The organism is Rhodococcus rhodochrous (assembly GCF_014854695.1).
Lineage (GTDB): Bacteria > Actinomycetota > Actinomycetes > Mycobacteriales > Mycobacteriaceae > Rhodococcus.
This window is the reverse complement of the sequence record NZ_CP027557.1, coordinates 4147850-4172631: the sequence shown is the minus strand read 5'-3', so window position 1 is coordinate 4172631 and position 24782 is coordinate 4147850. Positions and strand designations below refer to the sequence as shown.

Genomic DNA, 24782 nt, shown 5'->3' with positions numbered 1-24782 from the left:
GGTGGGCGTGAAACGCGGGCTCTCACGCCTTCTTCCACCCGCGGCGTCACCTGGGGGAGAGGTTGCCGGTAGCGGGGCCCTCCAGCAGAGCGCCGTCGGCGGCGAATCGGGAGCCGTGCAGCGGGCAGTCCCACGACGACTCCGCGTCGTTCCACCGCAGGATTCCGCCGAGGTGCGGGCAGACCGCGCTCACGCGGTGCGTCCGGCCGTCGACCGTGGACACGCCGACGGGACGTCCGCAACTGCGTACCACCCGTCCCTGTCCTTCTTCCGGCTCCGATCCGGAGGACGTCGCGGCCTGCAGCCAGCCCTTGGCCATGTGCAATGCGACGGTGGCATTGAGCTTGGCTGCGGTGGGAGTGCCGGTCACCAGTTCGGTGCGCCAGGCCGCCATGGCGGGCGCCCACGCCTCGACCTCGGGATCCGGCGACTCCGAGAACCGGGACGCGATGATGTGGGCCGCCGCGACCCCGCCGGTCATGCCCCACTTGCCGAAGCCGGTCGCCACCCAGATCCGGTCGGCGCCGGGCAGGACGGGCCCGACCTCGGGGAGGCTGTCCATGTTCGTGTAGTCCTGCGCCGACCAGCGGTACAGCTCGTGGGCGCCGGGGAACGTCCGCTGAGTCCACCGCAGCAGGTCGTCGTACGCGGAACGGGTCGAATCGTGCCGGCCGACGACGTGCCCGTTGCCGCCGACGAGCAGCAGCCGGTCCGCCGACGAGGACGTTCCCACCGCGGAGGCGGTGCGGAGCGATCGGGTGGGACTGTCGGCGGACAGGAACATCCCCTCCGGAGGCCCACCGGGCACCTCGACGGCGATGGAGTACGAGCGATCGGGTTCCAGACGGGCGAAGAACGCGCCACGGTCGAGGATGGGGATGCCGGTCGCGAGTACCACGCGATCTGCACGGATGTCGCCGTCGTCGGTGCGGACGATGCATCCTGTGTCCTCGGTGTCCACGGTCTTCACGCGACGCCCGACGAACACCTCGGCGCCGACCGTGCGTGCCCGGTCGACCGCCGTGAACAGGATGGGCATGGGATCGACCTGCACCTGGTCGGGGATGGTGACCGCCGCGGCCACGCCGAAGGGCAGCGGGATCTCGCCGACCCGTTCGGCCGGCAGTCCGGCGGCGCGGCAGTGGTGGTACTCCGCGTCGATCATGCTCACGTTCGACGGGTCCTGCGCGTAGGTATAGGCGTCCGCACGATCGAAGTCGAGTCCGTGCTGCGTGCAGAAGTCGACCACCCACCGTTGCGCCGCGAGGGTGCCGTCGACGTATCCCTGACGGATCGCCCCGGAATGTCTGCGGCCGATCTGCGACAGGCGCGTGCCCTGCAGGACGCTCACTTTGCCGGTGGTGTTTCCGGTGGTCACGGCCCCGATGTCCCGGGCTTCGACCACCGCGACGCGCAGTCCCCGTTCGGCGAGGAGCAGGGCGGTCACGGTGCCCGTGATCCCGGCACCGACGACCACGACGTCGTAGCGCTCCCGGCGGGCCGTCCAGTCGTCGTACAGCGCAGTCGGCGCAGTCCGGTCGGACATCGCGGTCCGTGAAGCGCGATCCCGCCAGAGGGACACCGTGGTCTCGGTAGGCATACGCGCTGGTTACCCTCCCCGACCGGGTCGGTAAACGGGTCCTGTAAGAGGGCGTAGCACCCGACTTTTCCGGTTCGTTGCCCGAAACCGGGTGTTTCGATTCCGGACAAGCGTGGGTAAACCGCAGTACCACGCCTCGTAAGACGAAAGAAATCAACCGGTTTCGTGGGGTGATCCACGGGAGGTTCCAGTGCTGTCTTCGGAGATCGACGACTTCGGTGGATGTGAGGGCGTCAGCCGCACCCACCGAGGCGGTAGCGTGCGCTCCCGAGTCGTTCGGGGCGCGGTGCGTGCACTCGCGAAGCCGGTCGTCGGGGCATGGATGGCCCGGCCGGACCTCGCGTGGCCACTGTCGGTCGTCGACGGCGCTGCGTCCCTGCTCCCCAAGCCCTCCGGGGCGCAGTACGTGGACGTCGACCTGGGCACGTGCAGTGCCGAGTGGATCCGCGCGGAAGGGCGATCGACCAAGCGCGCGGTGCTGTATCTCCACGGCGGCGCTTTCCTGATGTGCGGACTGAACACTCACCGTTCGCTCGCCGTGAGCCTGTCGGATCGCGCCGACGGCGCGGTTCTCAGCGTCGACTACCGGATGCTGCCGAACGCTCCCATCGCGCACGCGGTGGACGACGCGGTACGCGGCTACGAGTGGTTGTGCGAGAAGGGCTATCGCGGAGAGGACATCGTCATCGCAGGCGACTCTGCCGGTGGATACCTGTCGTTCATGACGGCCCTGGCCATCGCGGAATCCGACCTGCCCCGACCGGCTGGAATCGTCGCGCTGTCGCCGCTGGTCGACCTCGATTCGGATCGTCGCGCCGAACACGACATGCAGGCGGCCTGCCCCATGTTCCCCGGATCGGCGGTGCAGTCGCTCGTGCGCTATATCGAGGGCACTCATACCCGCCTGACCGTCGACGGGGAGCCCGGACCACTGATGTGCCCGCTGGACAACGACCTCAGTGTGCTGCCCCCGGTGATGATCCACGCCGGTCACGACGAATTGCTGCGCAGCGACGCCGAATCCATGGCTCGGGCCGTGCGGGAGGCCGGCGTGAGCTGCGACCTCCACTTGTGGCGACACCAGGTGCATGCGTTCCCGATCTTCGCCGACAGTCTTCCCGAGAGTCGGCGCGCGCTTGCCGAGGCCGGCAGGTTCGTGCAGTCCGTGACGGACACGGCCGGTCGTACGGAACGGTCCGTCGTGACGCCGATTCCCGGCTTCGTCTCGAATTCCGCAGTGGCCTGAGAGCCGCAGTGGCCTGAGAACCGCAGTGGCCTGAGAATCGCAGAGCCTGAGTCTTTTTGACGGTCGGGACCGCTCGGTCACGGCGTCCGTGACCGAGCGGGATCCGAGCCTACTGCTGCGAACTGTCCGAGTGGGCGAACTCCAGAGTGCCGAGATCGGCCTCCGCCACCTCGAAAGGCATCGTCAGCACGGTCGCGGTCGCCCACCCCTGACACACGAGAACGGCGTCGCTGTCGTTGGATTCGTCGAGTTCGACCGCCCGGAAGGTGATCGGCAGGGCGCGGGAGATGTCGCCGTCGTCCTCGACCTCCCCGATCTCCGCCTGGACGGCACCGAACTCCGCCAGCGGGGCGCTGCGCAATCCGCGCAACTCGTGGACGGGTATGTCGGGGATGTTGACGTTGAGAACCGCACCCGGACGGCTGTGTTCGATCGCCCAGTCGAGAGCGCGACGTGCCACCAGTTCGGCGGTCTCCCATTGCGAGGGAGCGGTGCCGTTGAGCGAGAACGCAACTGCGCGAGCGCCGTGGCTGGCAGCGGTCAGCGCCGCACCGACCGTGCCCGAGTGCAGGATCGCGTGACCGGTGTTGGGACCCAGGTTGATTCCGGACAGCACGATGTCCGGTGCCGTCCCGAACGCGCCGTACGAGGCGAGGAAGGTGATCAGCGCCGGAGAGGCTTCCACCGCATAGGATTCCACCTCGGGCAGGTCGTCGAGCGGGCGACGGCTCAGCAGGAGCTTTCCTTCGTCCTGGAGAGCGGTCAGCGATGCACTCGCACCGCTGCGCTCGACATGGGGCGCCGCGACCTGCACGTCGAGACCTGCTTCGACGGCGATCCGGGCGAGCAGCGCCAGACCGGGGCTGTCGATGCCGTCGTCGTTGACGATCAGTGCTCTCATGAACGCTTCCCCTTCAACTTCCGGACCTCCACCTTCTCGGCCATCTTCTCGACCGCGGCTCGATGTCCCGTCGCCAGCCCGCGACGCGTGACGTTGACCGCGCCTGCTGCGGCGCCGAGACGCAGCGCGTCCTCGAACTTCGCGCCCGCGGCATAGACCGACGCGATACCCGCTGTCATCGAATCACCGGCGCCGTGATGGTCCACCGTCTGCACCGAGGGCGCCTCCACCTCCCAGATGGTCCCGTTGTCCAGTGCGATCGCCGGATCACCGGCCCGCGAGATCACCACCGACGCGGCACCTTCGTCGTGGAGACGGTGCATGGCCTCGACGAGATCGTCGAGGTCCTCGGACTTCGCGCGACCGTCCTCGATGAGATCCTCGTGGCTCACCTTCAGTACGGTCACCCCGCCTTCGAGGGCCGCACCGAGGGTGGGGCCGGACAAATCGGCGACGACCGGGATGCCGAGGGCGCCCAGATCCGAGCACAGTCGCGTGTACACCTCGGTCGGCACGGCGTCGTCGCAGTGCGGTCCACCCAGCATCGCGACCTTCGCGCACATCGCGGACGCCAGCGACGCGCTGAACAGATCATCGGTTTCGTGCCGGGTGAGCGTGGGCGGATCGATCTCCACGATCTCCCTCCGTTCGCCCTCGCGACGGTCGTGGATGTAGGAACCGTTGGGCGACGCGGTCTCCACGGCGTGCACCGTCACGCCTTCGCGGTTCATCATGTCGACGAGGATCGTGCCGGACTCGCCGCCGAACGGTCCGCACAGGTGCACGTCCATTCCCAGGGTCGATGCCATGCGGCCGATCCAGAATCCCTGCCCGCCGGGGTGGACGTGCAATTCGGTGCTTCCGTCGGGTGCCTTCTCGAGTGTCACCGTGAGGAGCGGGGACGGTGCGAAGACGAAGGCGTACGGGTTCGAGGAGGGGGTGTTCTCGGCTTCCATGCCCGCCGGGATACCCCCTCCGAACAGCGATGACACCCGACGTCGTGTGACACCTACGGTGGCGGGGTATGCGTCTGCCGCAAGCGAGCTGTCGTCCAGGGGATGAGGAGCGGGCATGGCCAGGATCGCGACGATCGAGACTTCGGTGGCGCCGGCACGAGTGTGGGAGATCCTCGCCGACGGCTGGCGGTACGCAGCGTGGGTGGTGGGGGCGTCCCGCATCCGGGCCGTCGACCCGGCCTGGCCGCAACGGGACACCCGGATCCATCATTCGGTGGGTCTGTGGCCTCTCCTGCTCGACGACCACACCGAGGTCCGCGAGGTGGTGCCCGAACGGCAACTGGTGCTGCGCGCACGTGCCTGGCTGTTCGGCAAGGCGGAGATCGCGATCTCGCTCGAACCCACCCACGACGGCGGCACCCGCATCACGATGGCCGAACACGTCGTCGAAGGGCCGTACGCCCTCGTCCCCGATCGTGTACAGGAGGAAATGGTGTTGCCACGGAACCAGGAATGCCTGAGACGGCTGGTGCTGCTCGCCGAAGGCGCCACCGAATGAGCGACGCGACGGTCGATGCGGTCGTCATCGGTGCCGGACCCAACGGTCTGACCGCTGCCGCGGTGCTCGCCGACGCCGGATGGGACGTCCTCGTGCTGGAGGAGCAACCCGAACCCGGCGGAGCGGTGCGCAGCGCAGAACTCCACCCGGGATACTGCGCCGATCTGTTCAGCGCGTTCTATCCGCTCGGTGTCGCCTCACCGGCCTTCCAGGCCCTCGATCTCGCGTCGCACGGCCTCCGCTGGGCGCGTTCCCCGAAGGCCTTCGGTCACCCGCTCGGCCCCGACGACGAGGACGCGATCGTCGTCTCTCCGGATCCGACCGACACGGCGGCCGACCTCGAGCGTCGCTGCGTCGGTGACGGGGAAGCGTGGCTGGCGCTGTTCGACCAGTGGAAGCAGGTACGCGGCGCGCTGCTCGAACTGCTCCTCGGCCCGTTCCCGCCCGTCCGGGGTTCCGTGGACCTGCTGCGCACGATGAAGACGGGAGATCTGCTGCGCTACGCGCGCATGCTCGCGCTGCCCGTCACCCGGATGTCGTCCGAGTTGTTCGGCGGTTCGGCGGCGCGGCTGTTGCTTCTGGGCAACGCCATGCATGCCGACACACCGCCCGAGGCGCCCGGTAGCGGCGTCATGGGCTACATGCTCACGATGCTCGCGCAGGACGTCGGATTCCCCGCGCCGGTCGGCGGCGCGGGAGCGCTCACCGACGCACTGGTCCGTCGCGGCGCCTCGGCAGGTGCCCAGTTGCGGTGCGACTCGCCGGTCGTCGGTGTGGAGGTGCAGGGCGGGAAGGTCGCCGCAGTCCGGACCGCCGGCGGCGAGCGGGTGAAGGTGCGACGCGCCGTCCTCGCCGACACCTCGGCCCCGGCCCTGTACACGCGGCTCCTCCCGGCCGACGCCGTCGGGTCGCGGGTACTCGACGACCTGCGCAAGTTCGAATGGGACACCCCGGTCGTGAAGGTGAACTACGCGCTCGACGGCCGCGTGCCGTGGCGTTCGCCCTCGTTGAGCGGGGCCGGCACGGTGCACGTCGGTGCCGATACGGACGCGATGATCCGGTGGTCGGCCGATCTGTCCACCGGGGTCGTCCCCGAGTCGCCCTTCCTGCTCTTCGGACAGATGACGACGACCGACGCGACGCGATCGCCCGAGGGAACCGAAAGTTGCTGGGCCTACACACATCTGCCGCGGGGCATCACCGACGACGCGTCCGCCGACCACCTCGCCGAACGCGTCGACGCGCAACTCGAGGCCTACGCACCGGGTTTCGGTGCGCGCGTGGTCGGCCGGCACGTCCAGCGACCCGGCGACCTCGAGGCGGCCGACGCGAATCTCGTAGGCGGAGCCGTCAACGGTGGAACCGCGCAGGTCCACCAGCAGTTGTTCCTGCGGCCCACTCCCGGTTTCGGCGGACCGCGAACCCCGGTCGAAGGGGTGTATCTCGCCAGCTCGGGTGCGCATCCGGGCGGGGGAGTCCACGGCATGGGCGGCTGGAACGCCGCTCACGCCGCACTCGCGGACGACAAACGCACCGCTCCGGTGACCCGACGCGTGCGAAATGCCGCTCGCCGGGTGCTGTTCTCGTGACAGCCGGGCCTCCCTCGCGGAACGGTGGCGTGTTTCACACGGAAGTCGCGCGGGTATCCGCCCGCGAACGGACGGATCCGGGTTTTCGGCCCGGGGTGGTGGAGATGCCGTCGAACTCGAGATACCGAGGTGGTGTGACGTGACAGCTTCCCTGGCGCTGGACGGATCGGATTCGCCGCGGGTATGGCGTCTTCCGGGGGTGTACCGCCCCCAGGAGGATTCGTATCTGCTCGCAGGCGCGCTTGCGGACGCAGGCGGTACGAAGGGTGCGAAGGTACTCGACTTCTGCACGGGGACAGGATTTCTGGCGGTGAACGCCGCCATGCTCGGTGCTTCCTCGGTGACGGCCTTCGACATCAACCCGCGAGCGGTGTTCAGTGCCCGCGTCAACGCGTGGTCGCGCCGGCTGCCGATCCGTCCCCGGCAGGGAGGCCTGGACGCGGCGTTGCGCCACGGTCCGTTCGACATCGTGTTGTCGAATCCGCCGTACGTTCCGTGCGACGGGGAGAACCGCGACCCGCGTTGGGATGCCGGCGCCGACGGTCGCTGCGTGCTCGATCCGTTGTGCGACAGCCTGCCCACCCTGCTCACGCCCGGCGGATTCGCGCTGATCGTGCACTCCGAGTTCACCGGTGTGGAGGCGACACTGTCCCGGCTGCGCGACGCGGATCTCAAGGCATCCGTCGTGGCCCGCAGCCGTATTCCCTTCGGACCGGTCCTTCGCAGCCGCACGGACTATCTGTACTCGTCGCAGCTGGCGGAGCCGGGGGCACTGACCGAGGAGGTGGTCGTCGTTCGCGCCGATCGCCCCCGCACGAGGAGTTGAGAACGTGAGCAGGGCACCGAAGATCACGCAGCTCACCGCCGACGGGGAGTGCGAAGCACGGGTCGTGCGGCAGGTGAGGGGTGGTCCGACCCTCGTCGAGGGCCCGGTGCGGATCGTCGAGGACGACGGCGCCGAGACGGTCTCGGACCGTTTCGTGGTGGCCGTGTGCCGGTGTCACCGCAGCGCCCTGTACCCCCTCTGCGACACCAGCCATCGCGCCCTCCGTACGCCGAAGGCGGCGGCGCGCACCGACACCTAGTCACCGGACAAACCTGCCGGTCCGGGCCGGTCCCTGCACAGGGGCCGGCCCGGACGTCGTTCCGGAACCGGTCGACCGGCCGGCCTGTCTATCGGGACAGGGTCGTAGGGATCCGGAAACGACGAATCCCGGGTGCCGTGAGCACCCGGGATCCGCGGTTCTGCCTCGTGCCGGACGTCTCCTTCCGGCACGGACGATCGACAGGGGGTCAGTACCAGTGCGCGCGTCCGCCGATCGCCCGGCCCGTCGCACCCAGGATCGCAAGGATCACGCCGATCACCAGAAGTATCACTCCGAGTGTGGTGAGGATCGAGATACCCGTGAAGAACCCCACCACCAACAGAATCAGACCCAGAATGATCATTGTCGCCACCTCAGATGTCATGACCGAAACCTGGAAGCCTCGGTGCCCGGCGATCGAATAACCGGGTTGGTCCGTTTCCAAACGTTTGTGACTCGCCGAATCCGGACAAATTCTTCCATGCAGGTCACGGGACGTCCGGCGCGCCCGGATGTTTGAATTCCACCGTGCCTCGGGTATCCGCCTTCCGACACACCCGAGAGCATTCTGGAGGAAGAATATGTCGAACTCGAGCTACACGGTTCCCGGTCTGAGCGATGCCGACGGCTCGCGCACCGCGCAGATTCTCCAGGAGCGCCTGAGTGCCTACAACGACTTGCACCTCACGCTGAAGCACATCCACTGGAACGTCGTCGGCCCGAACTTCATCGGCGTCCACGAGATGATCGATCCGCAGGTCGAACTCGTGCGCGGATACGCGGACGAGGTCGCCGAGCGTATCGCCGCGCTCGGTGCGTCGCCCAAGGGCACGCCGGGCGCCATCGAGAAGAACCGCACGTGGGACGACTACTCGGTCGGCCGCGACACCGCGCAGGCGCACCTCGCCGCGCTGGACCTCGTCTACGACGGCATCATCACCGACAACCGCAAGGCGATCGACGAGGTCGGCAAGCTCGACCCGATCACCGAGGACGTCCTGATCGGCCAGACCGGCCAGCTGGAGAAGTTCCAGTGGTTCGTCCGCGCCCACCTCGAGAACGCTGCCGGTACTCTCCCGAACGCCGATGCGCAGACGGAGAAGGACGCAGCGGAATCGGCCCGCTGACCGGGACACTCGGACGATACCGACGATGCCGATGGCTTCCACATCCCGAACCGGTCTGCCACGACGCATCGTCGTCACCGGAGCGAGCGGAAATGTCGGCACGGCGCTCCTGCGCCGGCTGGCCGCTCATCCCGCACAACTCGATATCGTCGCGATCGCGCGCCGGATTCCCCCGGCGCGCGATCCGTATGCGGTGGCGAAGTGGTGCGCCGTGGACCTCGCGGCTCCCGACGCCGCCCGCATCCTGACTCCGATCTTCGCGGAGGTCGACGCCGTCGTGCATCTGGCCTGGGGATTCCAGCCCTCGCACCGTCGCGACTATCTCCGGCGGGTGGCGGTGGACGGCACCCGCGCCGTCATGACGGCCGCCGCCGACGCCGGTGTCGCACACGTGATCCACATGTCCTCCGCCGCCGTGTACTCCGACGGCGCCTACGGTCGGGAGGTCGACGAGTCGTGGGCCCGCGAAGGCGTGCCCACCTGTGTGTACAGCGTCGACAAGGTTGCGGCGGAGACATTCCTCGACGACTTCGAGTCCGGCACGAACGTGCCCGTCCTCACCCGTTTCCGCCCGGGATTCATCGGGCAACTCGTCTCCGGCTCCGGTCTCGAACGCTACGTGCTGCCCGAGTTCGTGCCCGCCGGCATCACGAACCATCTGCCGTTGATCCCGATCGATCACGGGCTCGCCATCCCCGCCGTGCACTCCGACGATGTAGCGGACGCGCTGGTCGCAGCGCTCGAGCGACGGGTGCCCGGTCCGTTCAACCTGGGAGCACCGACCCCGGTGGGAGCGCGGGACTTCGCCGCTCCGTTCGACTGCCCGACGATTCCCGTGCCGCGATGGGGTCTGTCGGCGCTCGCCGAAGCGACCTGGCGCCTACGGTTGCAACCGGTGCAGGGCGGCTGGATCGACCTGGCCTACACCTGCCCGATGCTCGACTGCAGCAGGGCCCGCGAGGAACTCGGATGGTCGCCGAAGTACGACGGTCCCGAGGTATGGTCCGAGACGGTGCGCGGCATGCGCAGCGCAACGGGCACCGACAGCCCCGTCCTCTCTCCGCGCAGCGCGCGCGAACGACTCGCCGCGCTCGTCGAACGTGGACCCATCGGCCGGCGGATCCCGCCGTAATACTCTCGGCCGCAACGCTCTCCTGCGCAGAGCCATCCGCCGCCCTCCGCCGTCCCTGCTGGGTCGTGGAGGGCTGGTTCGTGGAGGGCTGGTTTCATGGAGGGCCGGATGCGGTATCCACCACCATGACGAAACCATCGAATCGAGCTCACGCTCCCACCACTGCGTCCCGAGCTTCGGGCTGGGTCGGATACGCCTGCATCCTCGCGGGGATCGCTGTCGTCGCTCTCGTCCTCTACGCGGCGGGCGACGGATTCGAGGGATGGGTGATCGTCGGAGCCATCGCTGCGGCCGTGCTCATCGTCGTCGGCGTGGTGATGTCCGCGCTCAACCTCCGTCGACGCCGCCTCCGCGGGTCCGGCGGTACCCCCACGCACGAACCCGGCCTCATCGACTGAGCCGGGACCCCGGCGCCGACGAGGGAGCCCCGGGACGCACTGTCCCGGGGCTCCCCTCGCTGTCTCGTACCCGAGCGTCAGGCCGGTGCCTCCGCCGACGCGAGGAGCGAGCTGCGACCGGCGGCCCAGCTGCCCAGCAGATGGCTTCCGAGCCGGCCCTCGAGGAACTCGATGGCCTGCGCACCGAACGAGATGTCCTGCGCCCGAGCCGGATCCTGTTCGACCATGTAACCCACCACGTCGTGCCGCAGGACGAGCTCGTGGACAGCGTCGGCCTCGATGTGCTCGGAGTAGAAGAGGACGCACGCGTCGTCGGCGCCCAGACGCTCGAGAGCCTCGACCATGCGGCCGGCGCTGGGAGCGGTGGTGATCTCGGCCGCGGCGAACATCCCGACCAGCATCGGCGTATACGCGCGGTGCAGACCGCACAACGACATGAAGTTCACCGTTGCAAGGGTGACGGCGGGAACGACGTCGAGATAGCCCAGATAGTCGTCCTTCAGGCCGGCGGCGAGCAACAGGTCGGCGAACAACCGCGAGTGCATGCGCTCGGCCCGACCTCCGCCGTACTCGTCGAACTCGACAGCGACCAGCGCCGCCTTGGCGCGACCGGACAGTCGCGGGATCGCGAGGGCGTGCGGGTCCGCTTCCTTGAGGTGGTAGATCGAGCGATGGACGAAGAACTCGCGCATCATCTCCCACGTGCCGTTCGCGGCGAGCTCGTGGGAGACACCCCACGAGTCGTCCGGCTCGCGGCACAGGTCCTCGAGGACACCCTGCGGATCGTCGGAAGCCGGGACGTCGGCGCGCAGCCGATCGAGGAAGATGCGCTCGAGACGCGCCCGGACCCCGAGCGGGCCCGGTGCCCATTCCCAGGCGGGATCGACGCCCGCGAACCCCCGGTAGTGGAGCTCGTAGAGAACGGCCAGAGCGAGTTGGACGTCCTCGCCGTAGGCATCCGCGCCGTCGGTCGCGACGTCCCACACGGCATCGTCCACCGGGCCGCCGAGTCGCTCGACGATCTCGGCGGAGATGGGGCCGCGGGGCGTGGGAAGCGGAGCGTCGTGCACGTCGCACATCCGGGTCTCATGAGCCATATGCCGGGGTTACCCTCTCGGAGCAGTACAGAAACGACCCGTCGGTCGGTGCAGAAGCGACCCCTCGGTCGGTGCGGACCGGGGAAAAGGGCGTGAATATCGGTGCAGCCTGTGGGTATCCGGCGGCCATGAGCGAGGACCGCGAACGAGAACCACACACCATCGACTATCCGGGTGAGACCGACGAGATGGCCGAGCGCCCCACCGACGAGATGCGCGATTACGTCGGCCGCGGGTTGCTGTCCGGCCGCAAGGCCCTCGTCACGGGCGGTGACTCCGGCATCGGACGGGCGGTCGCCGTCGCCTTCGCGAAGGAAGGTGCCGACGTCGCGATCGCGTACCTCGAGGAACACCGCGACGCCGAACACACCGCCGACCTCGTGCGACGCGAGGGCCGCACATGTCACGTGATCGCGGGCGACCTCGGCGACGCGCAGCACTGCCGGGCAGTGGTGGCCGAGACGGTCGAACAACTCGGTGGCCTCGACATCCTCGTCAACAATGCCGGCACCCAGCAGCCCGTCGACGATTTCGCCGAGTTGAGCGAGGAGCAGTGGCGCCACACCTTCGCCGTGAACATCGACAGCTTCTTCCACGTGACGAAGGTGGCCCTGCCGCACCTGACGCCGGGCGGTTCCGTCATCAACACCGCATCGGTCAACGGTCTGCGCGGCAACAAGACGCTCATCGACTACTCGGCGACCAAGGGCGCGGTGATCGCCCTGACCTACTCACTCGCGCAGGCGCTGCAGGACAGGCAGATCCGCGTGAACTGCGTGGCGCCCGGACCGGTGTGGACCCCGTTGATCCCGGCGACCATGGACGCAGAGAAGGTCTCCGAGTTCGGACAGCAGGCGCCCTTCGGCCGCGCCGCGCAACCCGACGAGATCGCCCCGTCCTACGTCTTCTTCGCATCGGAGACGATGTCCTCGTACTACAGCGGTGAAGTGCTCGCCCCGCTCGGCGGCGAGACCATGCCCGGCTGACCGGGTGAGCCAGGAGAGCAAGAACGGTCGGGCGGCGGCCGGGGTCTGCGCGCGACACTGAATGCATGACCTTCGGCCGTGACCGACTCCGGGAACTGCTCGACGCCGTTCTCGACGAGAACAACGCGACCCTCGGACGGATGGCGCAGCACGCCTACGCGTCGCAGTGGCACTTCAGCCGCACCTTCGCGGTGGGCACCGGCGAGTCGCCGGTAGCGTTGCGGCGCCGGGTCATGCTCGAACGCGCCGCCTGGCAACTGCGTCACGGCAGTTCGGTCACCGATGCCGCGTTCGCCGCGGGCTACGACAGCGTCGAAGGGTTCGCCCGCGCCTTCGCCCGCGCCTACGGATATCCACCCAGCGCGGCCGCCCGGGTGCTCGGCACCGGCGGCGGTGGCAACCGGGCGCCCGCGCCCGTCGATCATTGGGCGCCCGCGCCCGCCGATCATTGGGCGCCCGCGCCCGTCGATCACTGGTTGCCCGCCCCCAACGGCGTTCACTTCCATCCGCCCACCAATCTCTGGGTCGAGGAGGACGGGCGACGGCCCACCGCGCCCGCCTACCCGGCCGCCGAGGTCCTCGCGCAGATGGTGCAGCACGATCTCGCGGACACCCGCTATCTCCTCGAGCGCGCCACCGAACTCGACGACGACGAGCGCGACCGGATCAGGTTCCCCGGACTGGTGGTTCTCGCATGGGACGGTCCCGAGGAATCCGTCTCACGTGTGCTCGGCAACCTGGTACGCGCCAAGGAGATGTGGCTGGCCTCGATGGTGGGCGCCGACCACCCCGAGGATGCGGACGACGGAATCGACTCTCTGACGGCGCGTTTCGAGGACATCGCTCCGCGCTGGGTGGAGACGATCCGCGACATCCATCGCCGTGGCGCCTGGGGTGACGTGCTCATCGACGCCCTGTGCGACCCTCCCGAGAGCTTCGTCCTCGGAGGAGTGGTCGCCCACGTCCTCACCTTCGCCGCACACCGCCGTCAACTCGCGCGGCACATGATGCGGGCGGCCGGCCTCGACGTCGATCACGGAGATCCACTCGACTGGAACAGGAGCAACTCATGACCCGGATGATCTACTACACCGCAAGCACACTGGACGGCTTCCTCGCCACCGAGGATCATTCGCTCGACTGGCTGCTCACCCGGGAGTCCGGCGACGGCGGGCCGTTCGACTACGAGAAGTTCATCGCCGGTATCGGCGCCATCGCCATGGGATCGTCCACCTACCGCTGGGTGCTCGACCATGCAGGCGAGGACAAGTGGGAGTACGACCTGCCCTGCTGGGTGTTCACGCATCGCGACGACCTGCCCGTCGCCCGGGCAGGCGACGAACCCGGCGACATCCGCTTCACGCAGAAGGACGTCCGTCAGGTCTACGACGAGATGGCCGAGGCCGCGAACGGCCGCGACCTGTGGATGGTGGGCGGCGGTGATCTCGCCGGACAGTTCGCCGAGCGCGGTCTGCTCGACGAGCTCGTCGTCTCGTTCGCACCGGTGACCATCGGTTCCGGCCGTCCACTGCTCCCGCGACACGTGGAGATGCGCCTCACCGAGCTCGGGCAGAGCGGAGAGTTCGCCGTCGTCCGCTACGAAGTGCTGAAGGACGCCACCGGCCGGTTGTGATGTGCATCACCTGCAGGTACCGTCGGCATCGAGAGGGACACACCTCGTCCGAGGAGGCCGGTCGTGAAACTCAATCTGTTCGTAGCCTGGAGCGCCTATGCGCTCGCACTCACCTCGGTCCTGATGATCGCGCTGACGATCGTCGCCGTAGGGTACGGATTCACGGGCTGGGCGATGGTCGCGGCAGTCGCGGCAGTCGTCGCGCTCGGAGCGGCATTCGGCATGGTCGCCGGAACCGTGCGTCGAGACCACAGACGGCACTACGACACCCCGCACCTGTTCTGAGGGTGGTATCCGACGCGAGTCGGTGACATCACGACTCTGCGAGTCGGTGACATCACGACTCTGCGAGTCGGTGACATCACGACTCTGCGAGTCGGTGACATCACGACTCTGCGAGTCGGTGACATCACGACTCTGCGAGTCGGTGACATCACGACTCTGCGAGTCGGCGCTTCTCCGTTTCGATGTCGAAAGTCGGCTCCGGCCAATCGAGGTCGAGGCGTTCGAACGCGTCGATGAGCAGTTCCGTCACCGCGAGGCGGCCGTACCACTTGCGGTCGCACGGTACGACGTACCAGGGCGCCTCGTCGGTGCTGGTCCGATCGAGCATGTCCTGATAGGCCTGCTGGTACTGCGGCCACAGGGCGCGCTCCGAGACATCGCTCGGGTCGTACTTCCAGTGCTTGTCGCGGCGCTCGAGGCGCTCGGCGAGGCGCTTCTTCTGCTCGTCCAACGAGACGAACATGGCGACCTTCACGATGGTCGTGCCCTCGCGGACGACTTCGCTCTCGAACCGGTTGATCTCGTCGTAGCGTCCGCGCCAGACACTCTCCGGCACCAGTGATCTCACCCGCGCGACCAGCACATCCTCGTAGTGCGACCGGTCGAAGACACCGAGCTGGCCGTTGCGGGGGAGGGCCTTGTTGATCCGCCACAGGAAATGGTGCCGCTTCTCCTCCTCCGTGGGCACCCCGAAGGCCGTGTGGTCGACGCCCTGCGGGTCGACGTGGCCGATGACGTGACGCACCATGCCGCCCTTCCCGGCGGTGTCCATGCCCTGCAGAATCAGCAACACCGAGCGGGTGCCGCCGGTCCGCCCCTCGGCGAACAGCATTTCCTGCAGGTCGGAGAGCACGGCACCACGTTCGGCGAGCAGACGTTCGCCGAGCGCCTTGTCGCCGTCGAATCCCGGAGTGCCGTTCGTGTCGATGTCGGCGACGCGGGTCTCGGGCGTCGCCCGTAGGGCTTCGACGATCGATGCGGGCCGGAAGACGTCGTCCTTCGTCATCCCGCCAGCGTGTCACACGCAGTCGTGATCGGGCGTGTGCCACACGCAGTCGTGATCGGGCGTGTGCCACACGCGGTGGCGATCGGGCGTGTGCCACACGCGGTGGCGATCGGGCGTGTGCCACACGCAGTGGCGATCAGGCGGGATCGACACCGTCGGTCTCGGTCGGCAGAGGGTAGGGCGGACGCGAGACGCCGTCGACCATGTGGCTGCCCCACAGGTCGACCTCCGAGATGCGGGCAGTCGCGGCCTCGGGGGCGTCGGGCACCGTAATCGTCACGGTGGTGCCGGGAGCGGGCGAGGCGTCGGTGCCGAGGGTCTCGGCGAGTCTGCGGAGCCGGCCGCGCCACACGTGCCGGCCGAGCAGAGGGTCGAACCGGCCGGAGATCTCGACGTCGACGGCGACCGTGCGGTCGCCCACGGTGACCTCGGCGGGACCGCGGTAGCCGGGGTCGTCCTCGTCGTGCAGGTCGTCGGCGTGGTCGCTCATGCCCGCACTATACGTGCAACTTCGAGTAACGGTAAAGGTGTCGGTCAGCAGGTGGCCGACGACTCCGGCAGGAGCGGATGCGGCTGCGACTTGAAGCGCACCGGGGATCCGGCGACTGCGGCGATGCCGGTCATGCCGCCCCAGATCATCATCGTCAGGTAGTCGATGAGGTCCTCGGTGGTCATCGACTTGTTCGAGATCCACCAGTGCGTCGCGAGCTGAATGCCACCGACGATCCCGTACGCCCACGGCACGGCACCGCCCGAATCCATCTCGAACAACCGCAGCCGTTCCCCGAGGACGGTAGCGACGAGCTCGGCGATCATCCGCTCCGAATCGGCCACCACGTCGCGTCCCGCCGACGCGCTGTTGCTCATCACGTACAGATAGACCTCGGGATCGTCGGCGACGGTCTCGACGTAGGCGGTGATCGCCTCCCGGGTGAGCTCGTACTCGTCGAGATCCTCCGCGACCGCCGCGTAGATCCGGGGAGCGAGGACCGTCTCGACGTACCGCAGCATCGTCGCGGTCGTCAGGTCGCTCTTGTCGGTGAAGTAGCGGTAGAGCACCGTCTTCGACACGCCGATCTCGGCGGCGATCTCGTCCATACCGATCTCGTGGCCGCGCGAGCGGATCGCGTTGATGGTGCCGTCCACGAGCTCTTCCCGGCGGGCGATCTTGTGCTCGTGCCAGCGCCGTTTGCGGCCGTCCTGCTTCACGGGCGGGGCGGCCTCGCTCGAGGTCGGGTTCGAAGTCGTCTGCGGTCTGCTGGACACTGTGTGGCACATCCGTTCGGTTTCGATCGTCGGCTCAGTCTACGATCCGGCCTCCCGTCCTTCAGAACTCGAGGGCGATCCGTCCGCCGAGTGCCGACTTTCGGCACAATCGATCGGGTGCAGCTCCTGACGACCGACGACGAGATCAAACGCCGAGAACTCCGCCGTATGAAGGCGGTCGCGACCGGCTTCCTCGTCGCCGCCGCGATCATCTATCTCTTCTGCCGCTGGCAGGAAACCCGCGGCGCCGGTGCATGGGTGGGTTACGTGCGCGCGGCCTCCGAGGCCGGCATGGTCGGCGCGCTCGCCGACTGGTTCGCCGTGACCGCCCTGTTCCGGCACCCACTGCGGATACCGATCCCGCACACGGCGATCATCAAGCGGAAGAAGGACCAGCTCGGCGCCAACCTGAGCTCGTTCGTCGGCAACAACTTCCTCGCACCGGAGGTGGTGTCGGCCAAGGTCGAGTCGGCGCAGATCCCGTTGCGGGTCGGTACCTGGCTCGCCGAACCTGAGAACGCCCAGCGCGTGGCCAAGGAGACGTCGACGGTCCTGCGCGGTGTGGTCGGAATCCTGCGGGAGGACGACATCCAGCAGATCATCGACCACACCATCGTCAAGCGGATCGCCGAACCGGAATGGGGACCGCCCATCGGGCGTGTCCTCACCGAACTCCTCGCCGAGAACCGCCACCTGCCGCTCGTCGACATGCTCGCCGAACGCGCGCACCAGTGGGCGCTCGGGAGCCAGGAGACCATCGACCGCGTGATCAGCCGCGACTCGCCGTCGTGGTCGCCGAAGTTCGTCGACCTGCTGCTCGGCGAGAAGATCCACCGCGAACTCGTGGAGTTCACGTGGAAGGTGCGGTCGAATCCCGACCACGAGGTGCGCCTCGCGGTCAACAAGTTCCTCGCCGACTATGCCCGCGACCTGCAGAACGATCCCGTGACCATTGCCAAGGCGGAGAAGGTCAAGGCCGAGATCATGGGCCGCGACGAGATCACCGGCCTTGCCGCGGCGACCTGGCGGACGGCCAAGCGGATGATCCTCGACTCGGTGGACGACCCGAACAGCACCCTGCGCACGAAGATCGCGGAGAACGTCATGGCGTTCGGCATCCGGGTGCGTGAGGACGCCGAGCTGCGCACCAAGATCGACGGCTGGCTGCTCGACGCGGTGCGCTTCGTCGCGTCCAACTACGCCGACGAGATCACCTCCGTCATCCGCGAGACCGTCGAGCGCTGGGACGCCGAGGAGGCCAGCCGCAAGATCGAGCTCGCCGTGGGGCGCGACCTGCAGTTCATCCGCATCAACGGCACGGTGGTCGGTTCGCTCGCCGGGTTGACGATCTACACGGTGTCGGAGTTGCTGTTCGCGTGACGACGGTCACGTGCTAGCAGAGTGCTTGCTGTAGCTAGCACTTGTCCGTAGAGTGGTCGGTGTGTCCACGGAACCAGATCCGATCGAGGGCTCGGACACGCCGGACGACAGCGCCGGACCGGGGGATATCGCCGCCCGGGTGGTCAACAACGCCGCCCAGGACATCGGCGCCTTCATCCGGTCGCAGCGCGAGGCCGCACAGGTCTCGCTCCGGCAGTTGTCGCAACTGGCCGGTGTCAGCAACCCGTACCTGAGCCAGATCGAACGGGGCCTGCGCAAGCCGTCCGCGGAAGTGCTCGCCCAGATCGCCAAGGGGTTGCGGCTCTCGGCCGAGGTTCTCTACGTACGAGCGGGGATCCTCGAGCATCGAGCGGAGAGCGCCGTGCGCGATGCGGTGCTCGTCGACACCGTTCTCACCGAGCGGCAGAAGCAGGTCCTGCTCGACATCTACGACTCGTTCTGCCGGGAGAACCAGCAGAACACCGGCGATGCCCGGCCCGACCACCCGACAGACTTCGACGAGGAGAAATCTTCATGACCGATCCCACCAGCATCCGTACCTCCCTCTACGCCGCGGTCGGTGCCGGCGACGCCGTCGTCCAGGCCGTCGCCGACCTCGTGGCCCAGGCGCGCCGACGTGCGGAGACCAACCGCAACGAGGTGGCCGAGCGGGTCGAGACCGCCCGCGACCGCTTCGCGACCCTGCCCGCCGATCTCACCGAGACCGTCGAGTCCCTCCGCGAGCGTCTCGCCGAACTCCCGGCCGAGCTGCCCGAGGAGATCGCGGACCTGCGCGAGCGTTTCAGTGCCGAGGAGCTGCGTAAGGTCGCCGAGGCGTACCTGAAGGTCGCCTCCGACCTCTACACCGCTCTCGCCGAGCGCGGTGAGGAGACCATCGAGCGTCTGCGTTCCCAGCCGGCCCTCGAGGACGGCCTCGGTCGCGCCGAAGCCGTACTCGGCGACGCCGCCGACCTCACCGAGGAAGCACTCGGGACGGTGGCCCGCCGGACCCGCGAGGTCGGTGAGCAGGCCGCGAAGCTCGCGGGTCGCGCAGCCGGCCGCATCTCCGAGGCGAGCGATGAGGTGAGCGAGGCCGTGTCCGACGCCGGCGACAAGGCTGCCGAGCGCGTCGTCGAGCTCGGTGAGCGTGCCGAGGCGACGGGCTCCGAGACCGCCGGACGGGTCGAGTCGGCCCGCGGCGAGGTCCGCGAGGCGGCCGACAAGGCTGCGGAGAAGGTCGAGTCGGTGGCCACCCCGGTCGAGCCGGTCGAGGTCACCCCGGCCAAGGCTCCGGCCAAGAAGGCTCCGGCCAAGACCCCCGCGAAGATGCCGGCCAAGACGGTTGCCGAGACGCCCGCCGCGAAGGCTCCGGCCAAGGCCGCTGCCAAGACTCCGGCGAAGACTCCGGCCAAGAAGGCCCCTGCCAAGAAGGCAGCGCCGCGCAAGACCAGCGGTTCCTGACCTGCAGCGATCGATCGGCCCTCGTGCAAACTCGCACGGGGGCCGATTCTCGTAGACTGGGGTGGTGACGAATGTCGATTCACTTGCCGGTCTGATCATCCTCGCGCTGCAGATCATCGCCATCGCCGGGGCGGGATTCGCGTTGTTCCACGTCGTGCGCCAGCCCGCCGAGGCGTTTCCGGCCGTCGACAAGCTGACCAAGCCGGTCTGGCTCGGCATCCTCGTGGCCGCGCTGCTCGTCCTCGTCGTCTTCGGCGCGGTGGGTCTGCTCGGGATCATCGCGGTTGTCGCGGTGTGCGTGTACCTCGTGGACGTCCGCCCGCGGGTCGAGGAGGTTCAACGCCGTCGGTGGTGACTGCGGAGCCCGAGCTTCGCGGTGGTGACTGCGGAGCCCGAACTTCGCGGTGGTGATCAGGGAGGTCCGTCGTCCTCGGTGGTAGGGCGGGTGGGCCTCCCTTTCGCTTGACAAGTGTGATCCAGATAATGACACTTCGGGTAACGGATAATTTCCGAGACGAGGTGGTCGACGATGACGCTCCTGCGAAAGCACGACAGCCTGCCGGGTGAACATTCCACGGATCACCGGCAGGAAACCGCGCAGCGCCTGCTCGATTCGTCGGCACGGCTCTCCTACGATCCCGGGCTCGAGATCGACTGGGACGCGCCGCTCGTGGACGGCAAGTACGGCATGACCCCGGAATGGTGCAGTCTCTACGGCACCGACCTGTGGGAACGCATGTCGGAGGACCAGCGCATCACCCTCACCAAGCATGAGGCCGCGAGCATCGCCGGCACCGGGATCTGGTTCGAGATGATCCTCATGCAGATGCTCGTCCGCGATCTCTACCGGCACGATCCGGCGACCCCCTACGTGCAGTTCGGGCTCACCGAGATCGCCGACGAATGCCGACACTCGATCATGTTCGCGCGGTCGGCGCAGCGATACGGTATCCCCTCGTACCGGCCCAAGCGCTGGATCCGGGAGACCGGCCGGTTGTTCAAGGCCGTCGCGCGCGGCGCCCTCGCCTACGGCGGCACCCTGTTCGCCGAGGAGATCCTCGACATGATGCAGCGCGACTTCATGCGCGACGAGCGGGTGCAGCCCATCACCCGGACGGTGAGCCACGTCCACGTCGTGGAGGAATCGCGGCACATCCGCTACGCCCGCGAGGAGACCCGCAGGCGCTCGGCCCGGCTCGGTCGTCTCGAGCGGGCATGGATCCGGATCCACCTCGGGGTGAGCGCGTACTTCGTCGTCACCAGCCTCGTGAACGACCAGGTCTACGCCGCGGCCGGACTCGACATCGCCGAAGCGAAGAAAGTCGCGCGGAAGAACAGGCACTACCACGACAAGCTCCGTCAGGGCACTCGCCGCACGGTCGAGTTCCTCGACGAGGTGGGGCTGATCGGCGGTCCGTCCACTCTGCTTCTGCGCCGCGCGCACGTCCTGTGACGCGGCGCTCCTCCACCGAATCGACAGGAGAATCCCACCCGTGAGAAAGCCGTCCCCGACCGCGTCGATCGTCGCGGGTTCGATCGTCCTCGCTGCCGCGGCCACCACTGCCGTGCTCGTCCGGCGGCGTCGTCGGACGGTCGTCCGTACCGAGGACGTCGCGCCGCACGAGTTGCTGCGCGAACCGGAACTCGAACCCGAGATCCTCGATGTCCGCGCAGAGGACGGTGCCCGGCTGAACGTGCTCGCCTACGGCGACGCGGACGCTCCCGTGCTGGTGTTCTGTCACGGCTGGACGTGCAACGCCGCGTACTGGACCCCGCAGATCAACGCGTTCGCGGAGAACTACCGGGTGGTGGTCTACGACCAGCGCGGGCACGGCGACAGCGAGGCCGGGGCGCGACCGCTGGGAGCCGACGTGCTCGCCGACGATCTCCAGACGGTCCTCGACGCCGTGGTCCGGCCCGGTTCGAAGGCCGTGCTCACCGGTCACAGCATGGGCGGGATGAGCATCATCGCGTGGGCCGAGAAGTACCCGGAGAACGTCGACCGCACGGTCGGGGGCGTGCTGCTCGCGAGCACCGGCACCGACCGGCTGGTCGCGGACTCGGCGATCGTGCCACTGCCGCAACGCTTCCCGCGGGTGCCGGTGCCCGTCGCAAGCCGGCTCATGGGTGCGACGGTTCCGCTGGCGGCGTCCCCGGTGACGACGCGGGCCCTGCGTTACGTGGCCCTCTCGCCCGGCGCGAGCGCCGCGGAGGTGCAGTTCTGCGAGAAGATCGTGCTCGGCTGCCCGCCGCGCACGCGGGGCGGCTGGGGCAGGGCCCTGAGTGCCCTCGACATCCGTGAGGGCCTGCGCAATCTCACCGTGCCGACGACGGTGCTGGTCGGGACCGCCGACCGTCTCACCCCGCCCGTCCACGCCCGGCGTCTCGCCGAGGAACTCGACCGTGCGGGCAACCTCGAACGTCTCGTGGTGCTCGACGGCATCGGCCACATGAGCTCGGTCGAAGCGATCGACCGGTTCGACGAGGAGCTCGCGCACCTCGTCGAACGAGCCGGTGTGCCCGTCGGCTGAGTCGATCACTCGCACACACGAAAGACCGGTCCATCCGCTCGCGGATGGACCGGTTCCGGGTCCGGGGTCTACCGCTGGGGATCTACCGGAAGACGACGGTCTTGCTGTCGTGCACCAGCACCCGATCCTCGAGATGCCAGCGCAGACCGCGGGAGAGGACCAGCTTCTCGACGTCACGGCCCTGACGGACCATGTCGCTCACGCTGTCGCTGTGACTGACACGGATGACGTCCTGTTCGATGATCGGGCCCGCGTCGAGTTCGGCGGTGACGTAGTGGCAGGTCGCGCCGATGAGCTTCACGCCGCGCGTGAAGGCCTGGTGGTAGGGCCGTGCGCCGATGAACGACGGCAGGAAGCTGTGGTGGATGTTGATCGCGCGGCCGGCCCAGTGCTCGCACAGATCCTCCGGGAGCACCTGCATGAACCGGGCGAGGACCACCGCGTGAGGGTCGTGGGCGTCGACGAGCTTGCGGACCTGCTCGAAGGCCGGTCCGCGCTCGGCGGGATCCTTCGGGAACGACACGTAATGGAAGGTGATGCCGTGTCGCTGCGCGACCGGTTCGAGATCGCGATGGTTGCCGATGACCGCGCAGATCTCGGCGTCGAGTTCCCCTGCGGCGACCCGTCCGAGGATGTCGTGCAGGCAGTGCCCTTCCTTGCTGACGAGCAGTACGACGCGCTTGCGCTTGCCGGTGTCGGAGAGTGTCCATTCGGTCTGAGGGCCGATGTCGGCGGCGACACTCGCGAACTTCTCGCGCAGCTCGTCGAGGCCGAACGGGATCGACGACGCCCGAACGGCCTGCCGGGTGAAGAACCAACCGGTGTCCTGATCGGCGTGATAGGCCGCCTCGACGATCGAACCACCGACCTCCGCGAGGAAGGTCGCGATGCGGGCGACGATCCCGGTGGTGTCCGGGCAGCCCAGGGTCAGAACGTAACGTCGATCGTCGGCGGATGAGGCGAGCGTCATGCCCCGATTGTCTCAGGTGACATACGGCGTCCTACTTCCGGTCGGCCCTGCTCCTGGTAGACCCTGCCGCCGGTCGTCAGCCCGAGACCGGAGGACGCCGGACCGTGCCCGTGGCGACGAGGGTGGTCGCGTCGATCGTGTGCAGTCCGCGAGCGGTGACCTCCTCGGCGATCTGCTGCCGCACCGACGCCACCTGCCCGGAGTCGAGCCCGGTCAGCGCCGCACGCAGACCGGTGCCCGTCACCAGCGACCAACACAACTCGTCCGTCGCCGGAAGGAGATTCGACAGCGTGCGCACCTCCACGGAATCGGTTCCGGCGTCCGCGAGCCACGTCTCGAGTGTGTCCGGCGTGTCGATCCGGTGCAGCGGTGTGCGGTCGCGCAGGGCACCGCGCTCGCGCAGTTCGGGGGAGTAGCGCGACGCGACGTCGAACACGATCGACGAGAACTCCTCCATCGCGCCGCGTCGCCAGACCGTCACGCCGGCGCGTCCGCCCTGCCGCACGAGCGAGACCAGACGCCAGAAGGTGCGGTCCATGTCCGGGAGGAAGAACACCCCGTAGGAGATCGACAGCACGTCGTAGCCGGCCTCGGGTACGTCCGACGGCGCCTCCCACTGCGAGGCGTCCGCACAGACGAATTCGATGTTCTTCAGGCCGCGGCGTTCCGCGGTCAGGCGGCCGTGTTCGAGCATCTCGTCGGCGACGTCGACGCCGTGGACGAGACCTTCGGGTCCGACGGCTGCGGCGGCGGGAAGCGCGGACGATCCCGTTCCGCAACACGCGTCGAGCACCGCCTCGCCGGGGGCGACGCCGAGCTGGAAGACCAGCGCCTGCCCGGCCGGTCCCCACACCGTCGGGGTCAGCTCGTCGAAATCCCCGCTCGCCGCGTCGAAGGTGCGTGCGGTCTCGGCGGAATCGGCCCAGGGGTTCCCGGGATCGTCGTTCATGCCTGCTCCTCGAGGGTGTAGAACGGCTCGGCGTACCGGAAGGTGCCCCGCAGCTCGGGGTCGTGTGCCGTGAGCGCCCGTGCCTGGAAGTGGGACGCCCACTCCTCGACGTCGGGGGAGATCCCGAGTTCGGCGGCGGGCACGAAACCGAAGCGGGGGTAGTAGTCGGGATGTCCGAGCAGGAGCACGATCGACTCGTCCAGGGCGTCCGCCGCACCGAGCACGGCGTGCATGAGAGCGGCGCCCACTCCGGAGCGCTGGGAATCGGGACGGACACCGAGCGGACCGAGGCCCAGGGCAGGGATGGTGCCGACGTGACCCCGGGTGGCGACGACATGGCCGACGATCGCGCCCGAGGCGTCCTCGGCCACGAGCGACAACGACGGCAGCCATGCATCACTCGCCCGCAACGACGTGACCAGGCCGGGTTCGACCGGCTCGCGACCTTCCGGGGCGAACGGCGCGAAGGCGGCGCGATGCACGTCGGCGATCGCACGGACGTCGGCGGGGAGCTCTCGACGGATCAGCACGCGATCATTGTCGTGGCCGAAGCGGCGCTGCGGTATCGATTTATCGCCGTCTGCTGTTCCTCCGGACCACCACGACGGCCACGACTGCAACGAGA

29 protein-coding genes are annotated in these 24782 nt (G+C 68.4%); 18 read left to right on the top strand and 11 right to left on the bottom strand.

Features of this window, described 5'->3' with window-relative positions; all coding sequences use genetic code 11:
- Positions 1–46: 46 nt before the first annotated feature.
- Positions 47–1600: an FAD-dependent oxidoreductase gene (locus tag C6Y44_RS19255; RefSeq protein ID WP_159417716.1), complete on the bottom strand. Its 1554-nt coding sequence runs from the start codon at positions 1598–1600 to the stop codon at positions 47–49.
- Between the two features lie 190 nt (positions 1601–1790).
- Between C6Y44_RS19255 and C6Y44_RS19250 the strand changes: the two genes are divergently transcribed.
- On the top strand, positions 1791–2846 hold the full coding sequence (locus C6Y44_RS19250) for an alpha/beta hydrolase (protein ID WP_120280101.1): 1056 nt from the start codon (positions 1791–1793) through the stop codon (positions 2844–2846).
- A gap of 109 nt (positions 2847–2955) precedes the next feature.
- Here the strand turns inward: C6Y44_RS19250 and surE are convergent, their stop codons facing one another.
- Entirely contained in the window at positions 2956–3747 is a 792-nt protein-coding gene (gene surE / locus C6Y44_RS19245) for a 5'/3'-nucleotidase SurE (RefSeq protein ID WP_120280100.1), read from the bottom strand.
- Positions 3744–4703 carry a 1-phosphofructokinase family hexose kinase gene (locus C6Y44_RS19240; RefSeq protein ID WP_159417717.1) on the bottom strand — a complete coding sequence of 320 codons (960 nt, stop codon included), beginning with the start codon at positions 4701–4703 and terminating at the stop codon, positions 3744–3746. Before C6Y44_RS19240 ends, surE begins: the two co-directional genes overlap by 4 nt.
- Positions 4704–4818: 115 nt before the next feature.
- Here C6Y44_RS19240 and C6Y44_RS19235 point away from each other — a divergent pair, with 115 nt between their 5' ends.
- The 4 genes from C6Y44_RS19235 (at position 4819) to C6Y44_RS19220 (ending at position 7936) form a co-directional block, all read left to right on the top strand.
- Positions 4819–5262 carry an SRPBCC family protein gene (locus tag C6Y44_RS19235; protein WP_120280098.1) on the top strand — a complete coding sequence of 148 codons (444 nt, stop codon included), beginning with the start codon at positions 4819–4821 and terminating at the stop codon, positions 5260–5262.
- Positions 5259–6851, top strand: coding sequence for a phytoene desaturase family protein (locus C6Y44_RS19230; protein ID WP_159417718.1), 1593 nt, complete (start codon positions 5259–5261; stop codon positions 6849–6851). Before C6Y44_RS19235 ends, C6Y44_RS19230 begins: the two co-directional genes overlap by 4 nt.
- Positions 6852–7050: 199 nt before the next feature.
- A complete protein-coding gene (locus C6Y44_RS19225) occupies positions 7051–7677 on the top strand; it encodes a HemK2/MTQ2 family protein methyltransferase (RefSeq protein WP_159419156.1) in 627 nt (208 codons plus the stop codon).
- A gap of 4 nt (positions 7678–7681) precedes the next feature.
- A complete protein-coding gene (locus tag C6Y44_RS19220) occupies positions 7682–7936 on the top strand; it encodes a CDGSH iron-sulfur domain-containing protein (RefSeq protein ID WP_174247000.1) in 255 nt (84 codons plus the stop codon).
- A 208-nt stretch (positions 7937–8144) separates the two neighbouring features.
- On the opposite strand, the gene C6Y44_RS19215 is transcribed toward C6Y44_RS19220, so the two are convergent.
- Positions 8145–8300 (bottom strand): DUF6131 family protein, encoded by a 156-nt coding sequence (locus C6Y44_RS19215; RefSeq protein WP_006552398.1) that lies wholly within the window; start codon positions 8298–8300, stop codon positions 8145–8147.
- A 217-nt stretch (positions 8301–8517) separates the two neighbouring features.
- Between C6Y44_RS19215 and C6Y44_RS19210 the strand changes: the two genes are divergently transcribed.
- The 3 genes from C6Y44_RS19210 (at position 8518) to C6Y44_RS19200 (ending at position 10593) form a co-directional block, all read left to right on the top strand.
- Entirely contained in the window at positions 8518–9063 is a 546-nt protein-coding gene (locus tag C6Y44_RS19210; protein WP_059383385.1) for a Dps family protein, read from the top strand.
- A gap of 25 nt (positions 9064–9088) precedes the next feature.
- On the top strand, positions 9089–10195 hold the full coding sequence (locus C6Y44_RS19205; RefSeq protein WP_120280095.1) for an NAD-dependent epimerase/dehydratase family protein: 1107 nt from the start codon (positions 9089–9091) through the stop codon (positions 10193–10195).
- A gap of 125 nt (positions 10196–10320) precedes the next feature.
- Positions 10321–10593: a hypothetical protein gene (locus C6Y44_RS19200; protein WP_006552395.1), complete on the top strand. Its 273-nt coding sequence runs from the start codon at positions 10321–10323 to the stop codon at positions 10591–10593.
- A 77-nt stretch (positions 10594–10670) separates the two neighbouring features.
- On the opposite strand, the gene C6Y44_RS19195 is transcribed toward C6Y44_RS19200, so the two are convergent.
- Positions 10671–11690 carry an iron-containing redox enzyme family protein gene (locus C6Y44_RS19195; protein WP_120280094.1) on the bottom strand — a complete coding sequence of 340 codons (1020 nt, stop codon included), beginning with the start codon at positions 11688–11690 and terminating at the stop codon, positions 10671–10673.
- Positions 11691–11818: 128 nt separating this feature from the next.
- On the opposite strand from C6Y44_RS19195, the gene C6Y44_RS19190 reads away from it, so the two are divergent.
- The 4 genes from C6Y44_RS19190 (at position 11819) to C6Y44_RS19175 (ending at position 14594) form a co-directional block, all read left to right on the top strand.
- Positions 11819–12676, top strand: coding sequence for an SDR family oxidoreductase (locus C6Y44_RS19190; protein ID WP_120280093.1), 858 nt, complete (start codon positions 11819–11821; stop codon positions 12674–12676).
- A gap of 65 nt (positions 12677–12741) precedes the next feature.
- The gene (locus C6Y44_RS19185) at positions 12742–13749 is read left to right on the top strand and encodes a helix-turn-helix transcriptional regulator (protein WP_192378511.1); all 1008 of its coding nucleotides are present in this window, start codon (positions 12742–12744) and stop codon (positions 13747–13749) included.
- On the top strand, positions 13746–14309 hold the full coding sequence (locus C6Y44_RS19180; RefSeq protein WP_159417720.1) for a dihydrofolate reductase family protein: 564 nt from the start codon (positions 13746–13748) through the stop codon (positions 14307–14309). The genes C6Y44_RS19185 and C6Y44_RS19180 overlap by 4 nt, the downstream gene beginning before the upstream one ends.
- 63 nt (positions 14310–14372) lie before the next feature.
- Positions 14373–14594 carry a hypothetical protein gene (locus C6Y44_RS19175; protein WP_120280090.1) on the top strand — a complete coding sequence of 74 codons (222 nt, stop codon included), beginning with the start codon at positions 14373–14375 and terminating at the stop codon, positions 14592–14594.
- 148 nt (positions 14595–14742) lie between these two features.
- Here the strand turns inward: C6Y44_RS19175 and C6Y44_RS19170 are convergent, their stop codons facing one another.
- The 3 genes from C6Y44_RS19170 to C6Y44_RS19160 all read right to left on the bottom strand — a co-directional run bounded on the left by C6Y44_RS19170 (position 14743) and on the right by C6Y44_RS19160 (position 16878).
- Positions 14743–15600, bottom strand: coding sequence for a polyphosphate kinase 2 family protein (locus C6Y44_RS19170; protein WP_159417721.1), 858 nt, complete (start codon positions 15598–15600; stop codon positions 14743–14745).
- Between the two features lie 136 nt (positions 15601–15736).
- Positions 15737–16090 carry a DUF4873 domain-containing protein gene (locus tag C6Y44_RS19165; RefSeq protein WP_159417722.1) on the bottom strand — a complete coding sequence of 118 codons (354 nt, stop codon included), beginning with the start codon at positions 16088–16090 and terminating at the stop codon, positions 15737–15739.
- 44 nt (positions 16091–16134) lie between these two features.
- Complete coding sequence (locus C6Y44_RS19160) at positions 16135–16878, bottom strand: TetR/AcrR family transcriptional regulator (RefSeq protein WP_159417723.1); 744 nt, start codon at positions 16876–16878, stop codon at positions 16135–16137.
- Between the two features lie 156 nt (positions 16879–17034).
- Here C6Y44_RS19160 and C6Y44_RS19155 point away from each other — a divergent pair, with 156 nt between their 5' ends.
- The 6 genes from C6Y44_RS19155 (at position 17035) to C6Y44_RS19130 (ending at position 22238) form a co-directional block, all read left to right on the top strand.
- Complete coding sequence (locus C6Y44_RS19155; RefSeq protein WP_404817805.1) at positions 17035–18246, top strand: DUF445 domain-containing protein; 1212 nt, start codon at positions 17035–17037, stop codon at positions 18244–18246.
- 61 nt (positions 18247–18307) lie between these two features.
- A complete protein-coding gene (locus tag C6Y44_RS19150; RefSeq protein WP_059383424.1) occupies positions 18308–18784 on the top strand; it encodes a helix-turn-helix domain-containing protein in 477 nt (158 codons plus the stop codon).
- Positions 18781–19707, top strand: a complete 927-nt coding sequence (locus C6Y44_RS19145) for a heparin-binding hemagglutinin (RefSeq protein WP_159417724.1) — start codon at positions 18781–18783, stop codon at positions 19705–19707. Before C6Y44_RS19150 ends, C6Y44_RS19145 begins: the two co-directional genes overlap by 4 nt.
- Before the next feature lie 64 nt (positions 19708–19771).
- Positions 19772–20062 (top strand): DUF2516 family protein, encoded by a 291-nt coding sequence (locus C6Y44_RS19140; RefSeq protein WP_174247001.1) that lies wholly within the window; start codon positions 19772–19774, stop codon positions 20060–20062.
- Positions 20063–20236: 174 nt separating this feature from the next.
- Positions 20237–21160: an AurF N-oxygenase family protein gene (locus C6Y44_RS19135; RefSeq protein ID WP_159417726.1), complete on the top strand. Its 924-nt coding sequence runs from the start codon at positions 20237–20239 to the stop codon at positions 21158–21160.
- Between the two features lie 40 nt (positions 21161–21200).
- Positions 21201–22238, top strand: coding sequence for an alpha/beta fold hydrolase (locus C6Y44_RS19130; RefSeq protein ID WP_159417727.1), 1038 nt, complete (start codon positions 21201–21203; stop codon positions 22236–22238).
- Positions 22239–22320: 82 nt separating this feature from the next.
- Here the strand turns inward: C6Y44_RS19130 and purU are convergent, their stop codons facing one another.
- From purU to C6Y44_RS19115, 3 genes are all read right to left on the bottom strand, one after another.
- A complete protein-coding gene (purU, locus tag C6Y44_RS19125; RefSeq protein ID WP_192378510.1) occupies positions 22321–23208 on the bottom strand; it encodes a formyltetrahydrofolate deformylase in 888 nt (295 codons plus the stop codon).
- A 76-nt stretch (positions 23209–23284) separates the two neighbouring features.
- Positions 23285–24157, bottom strand: coding sequence for a class I SAM-dependent methyltransferase (locus tag C6Y44_RS19120; RefSeq protein WP_159417729.1), 873 nt, complete (start codon positions 24155–24157; stop codon positions 23285–23287).
- Positions 24154–24687, bottom strand: a complete 534-nt coding sequence (locus C6Y44_RS19115) for a GNAT family N-acetyltransferase (RefSeq protein WP_159417730.1) — start codon at positions 24685–24687, stop codon at positions 24154–24156. Before C6Y44_RS19115 ends, C6Y44_RS19120 begins: the two co-directional genes overlap by 4 nt.
- Positions 24688–24782: the final 95 nt, after the last annotated feature.

Excerpts from the sequence above, each read along its gene's own strand:
- C6Y44_RS19165 (WP_159417722.1), bottom strand. The coding sequence starts at position 16,090 with ATGAGCGACCACGCCGACGACCTGCACGACGAGGACGACCCCGGCTAC.
- C6Y44_RS19240 (WP_159417717.1), bottom strand. The coding sequence starts at position 4,703 with ATGGAAGCCGAGAACACCCCCTCCTCGAACCCGTACGCCTTCGTCTTC.
- C6Y44_RS19200 (WP_006552395.1), top strand. The coding sequence starts at position 10,321 with ATGACGAAACCATCGAATCGAGCTCACGCTCCCACCACTGCGTCCCGA.
- surE (WP_120280100.1), bottom strand. The coding sequence starts at position 3,747 with ATGAGAGCACTGATCGTCAACGACGACGGCATCGACAGCCCCGGTCTG.
- C6Y44_RS19135 (WP_159417726.1), top strand. The coding sequence starts at position 20,237 with ATGACGCTCCTGCGAAAGCACGACAGCCTGCCGGGTGAACATTCCACG.
- C6Y44_RS19235 (WP_120280098.1), top strand. The coding sequence starts at position 4,819 with ATGGCCAGGATCGCGACGATCGAGACTTCGGTGGCGCCGGCACGAGTG.
- C6Y44_RS19185 (WP_192378511.1), top strand. The coding sequence starts at position 12,742 with ATGACCTTCGGCCGTGACCGACTCCGGGAACTGCTCGACGCCGTTCTC.
- C6Y44_RS19210 (WP_059383385.1), top strand. The coding sequence starts at position 8,518 with ATGTCGAACTCGAGCTACACGGTTCCCGGTCTGAGCGATGCCGACGGC.
- C6Y44_RS19180 (WP_159417720.1), top strand. The coding sequence starts at position 13,746 with ATGACCCGGATGATCTACTACACCGCAAGCACACTGGACGGCTTCCTC.
- C6Y44_RS19120 (WP_159417729.1), bottom strand. The coding sequence starts at position 24,157 with ATGAACGACGATCCCGGGAACCCCTGGGCCGATTCCGCCGAGACCGCA.
- C6Y44_RS19170 (WP_159417721.1), bottom strand. The coding sequence starts at position 15,600 with ATGACGAAGGACGACGTCTTCCGGCCCGCATCGATCGTCGAAGCCCTA.
- C6Y44_RS19155 (WP_404817805.1), top strand. The coding sequence starts at position 17,035 with ATGAAGGCGGTCGCGACCGGCTTCCTCGTCGCCGCCGCGATCATCTAT.
- C6Y44_RS19195 (WP_120280094.1), bottom strand. The coding sequence starts at position 11,690 with ATGGCTCATGAGACCCGGATGTGCGACGTGCACGACGCTCCGCTTCCC.
- purU (WP_192378510.1), bottom strand. The coding sequence starts at position 23,208 with ATGACGCTCGCCTCATCCGCCGACGATCGACGTTACGTTCTGACCCTG.
- C6Y44_RS19255 (WP_159417716.1), bottom strand. The coding sequence starts at position 1,600 with ATGCCTACCGAGACCACGGTGTCCCTCTGGCGGGATCGCGCTTCACGG.
- C6Y44_RS19215 (WP_006552398.1), bottom strand. The coding sequence starts at position 8,300 with ATGATCATTCTGGGTCTGATTCTGTTGGTGGTGGGGTTCTTCACGGGT.
- C6Y44_RS19145 (WP_159417724.1), top strand. The coding sequence starts at position 18,781 with ATGACCGATCCCACCAGCATCCGTACCTCCCTCTACGCCGCGGTCGGT.
- C6Y44_RS19160 (WP_159417723.1), bottom strand. The coding sequence starts at position 16,878 with ATGTGCCACACAGTGTCCAGCAGACCGCAGACGACTTCGAACCCGACC.
- C6Y44_RS19205 (WP_120280095.1), top strand. The coding sequence starts at position 9,089 with ATGCCGATGGCTTCCACATCCCGAACCGGTCTGCCACGACGCATCGTC.
- C6Y44_RS19190 (WP_120280093.1), top strand. The coding sequence starts at position 11,819 with ATGAGCGAGGACCGCGAACGAGAACCACACACCATCGACTATCCGGGT.
- C6Y44_RS19230 (WP_159417718.1), top strand. The coding sequence starts at position 5,259 with ATGAGCGACGCGACGGTCGATGCGGTCGTCATCGGTGCCGGACCCAAC.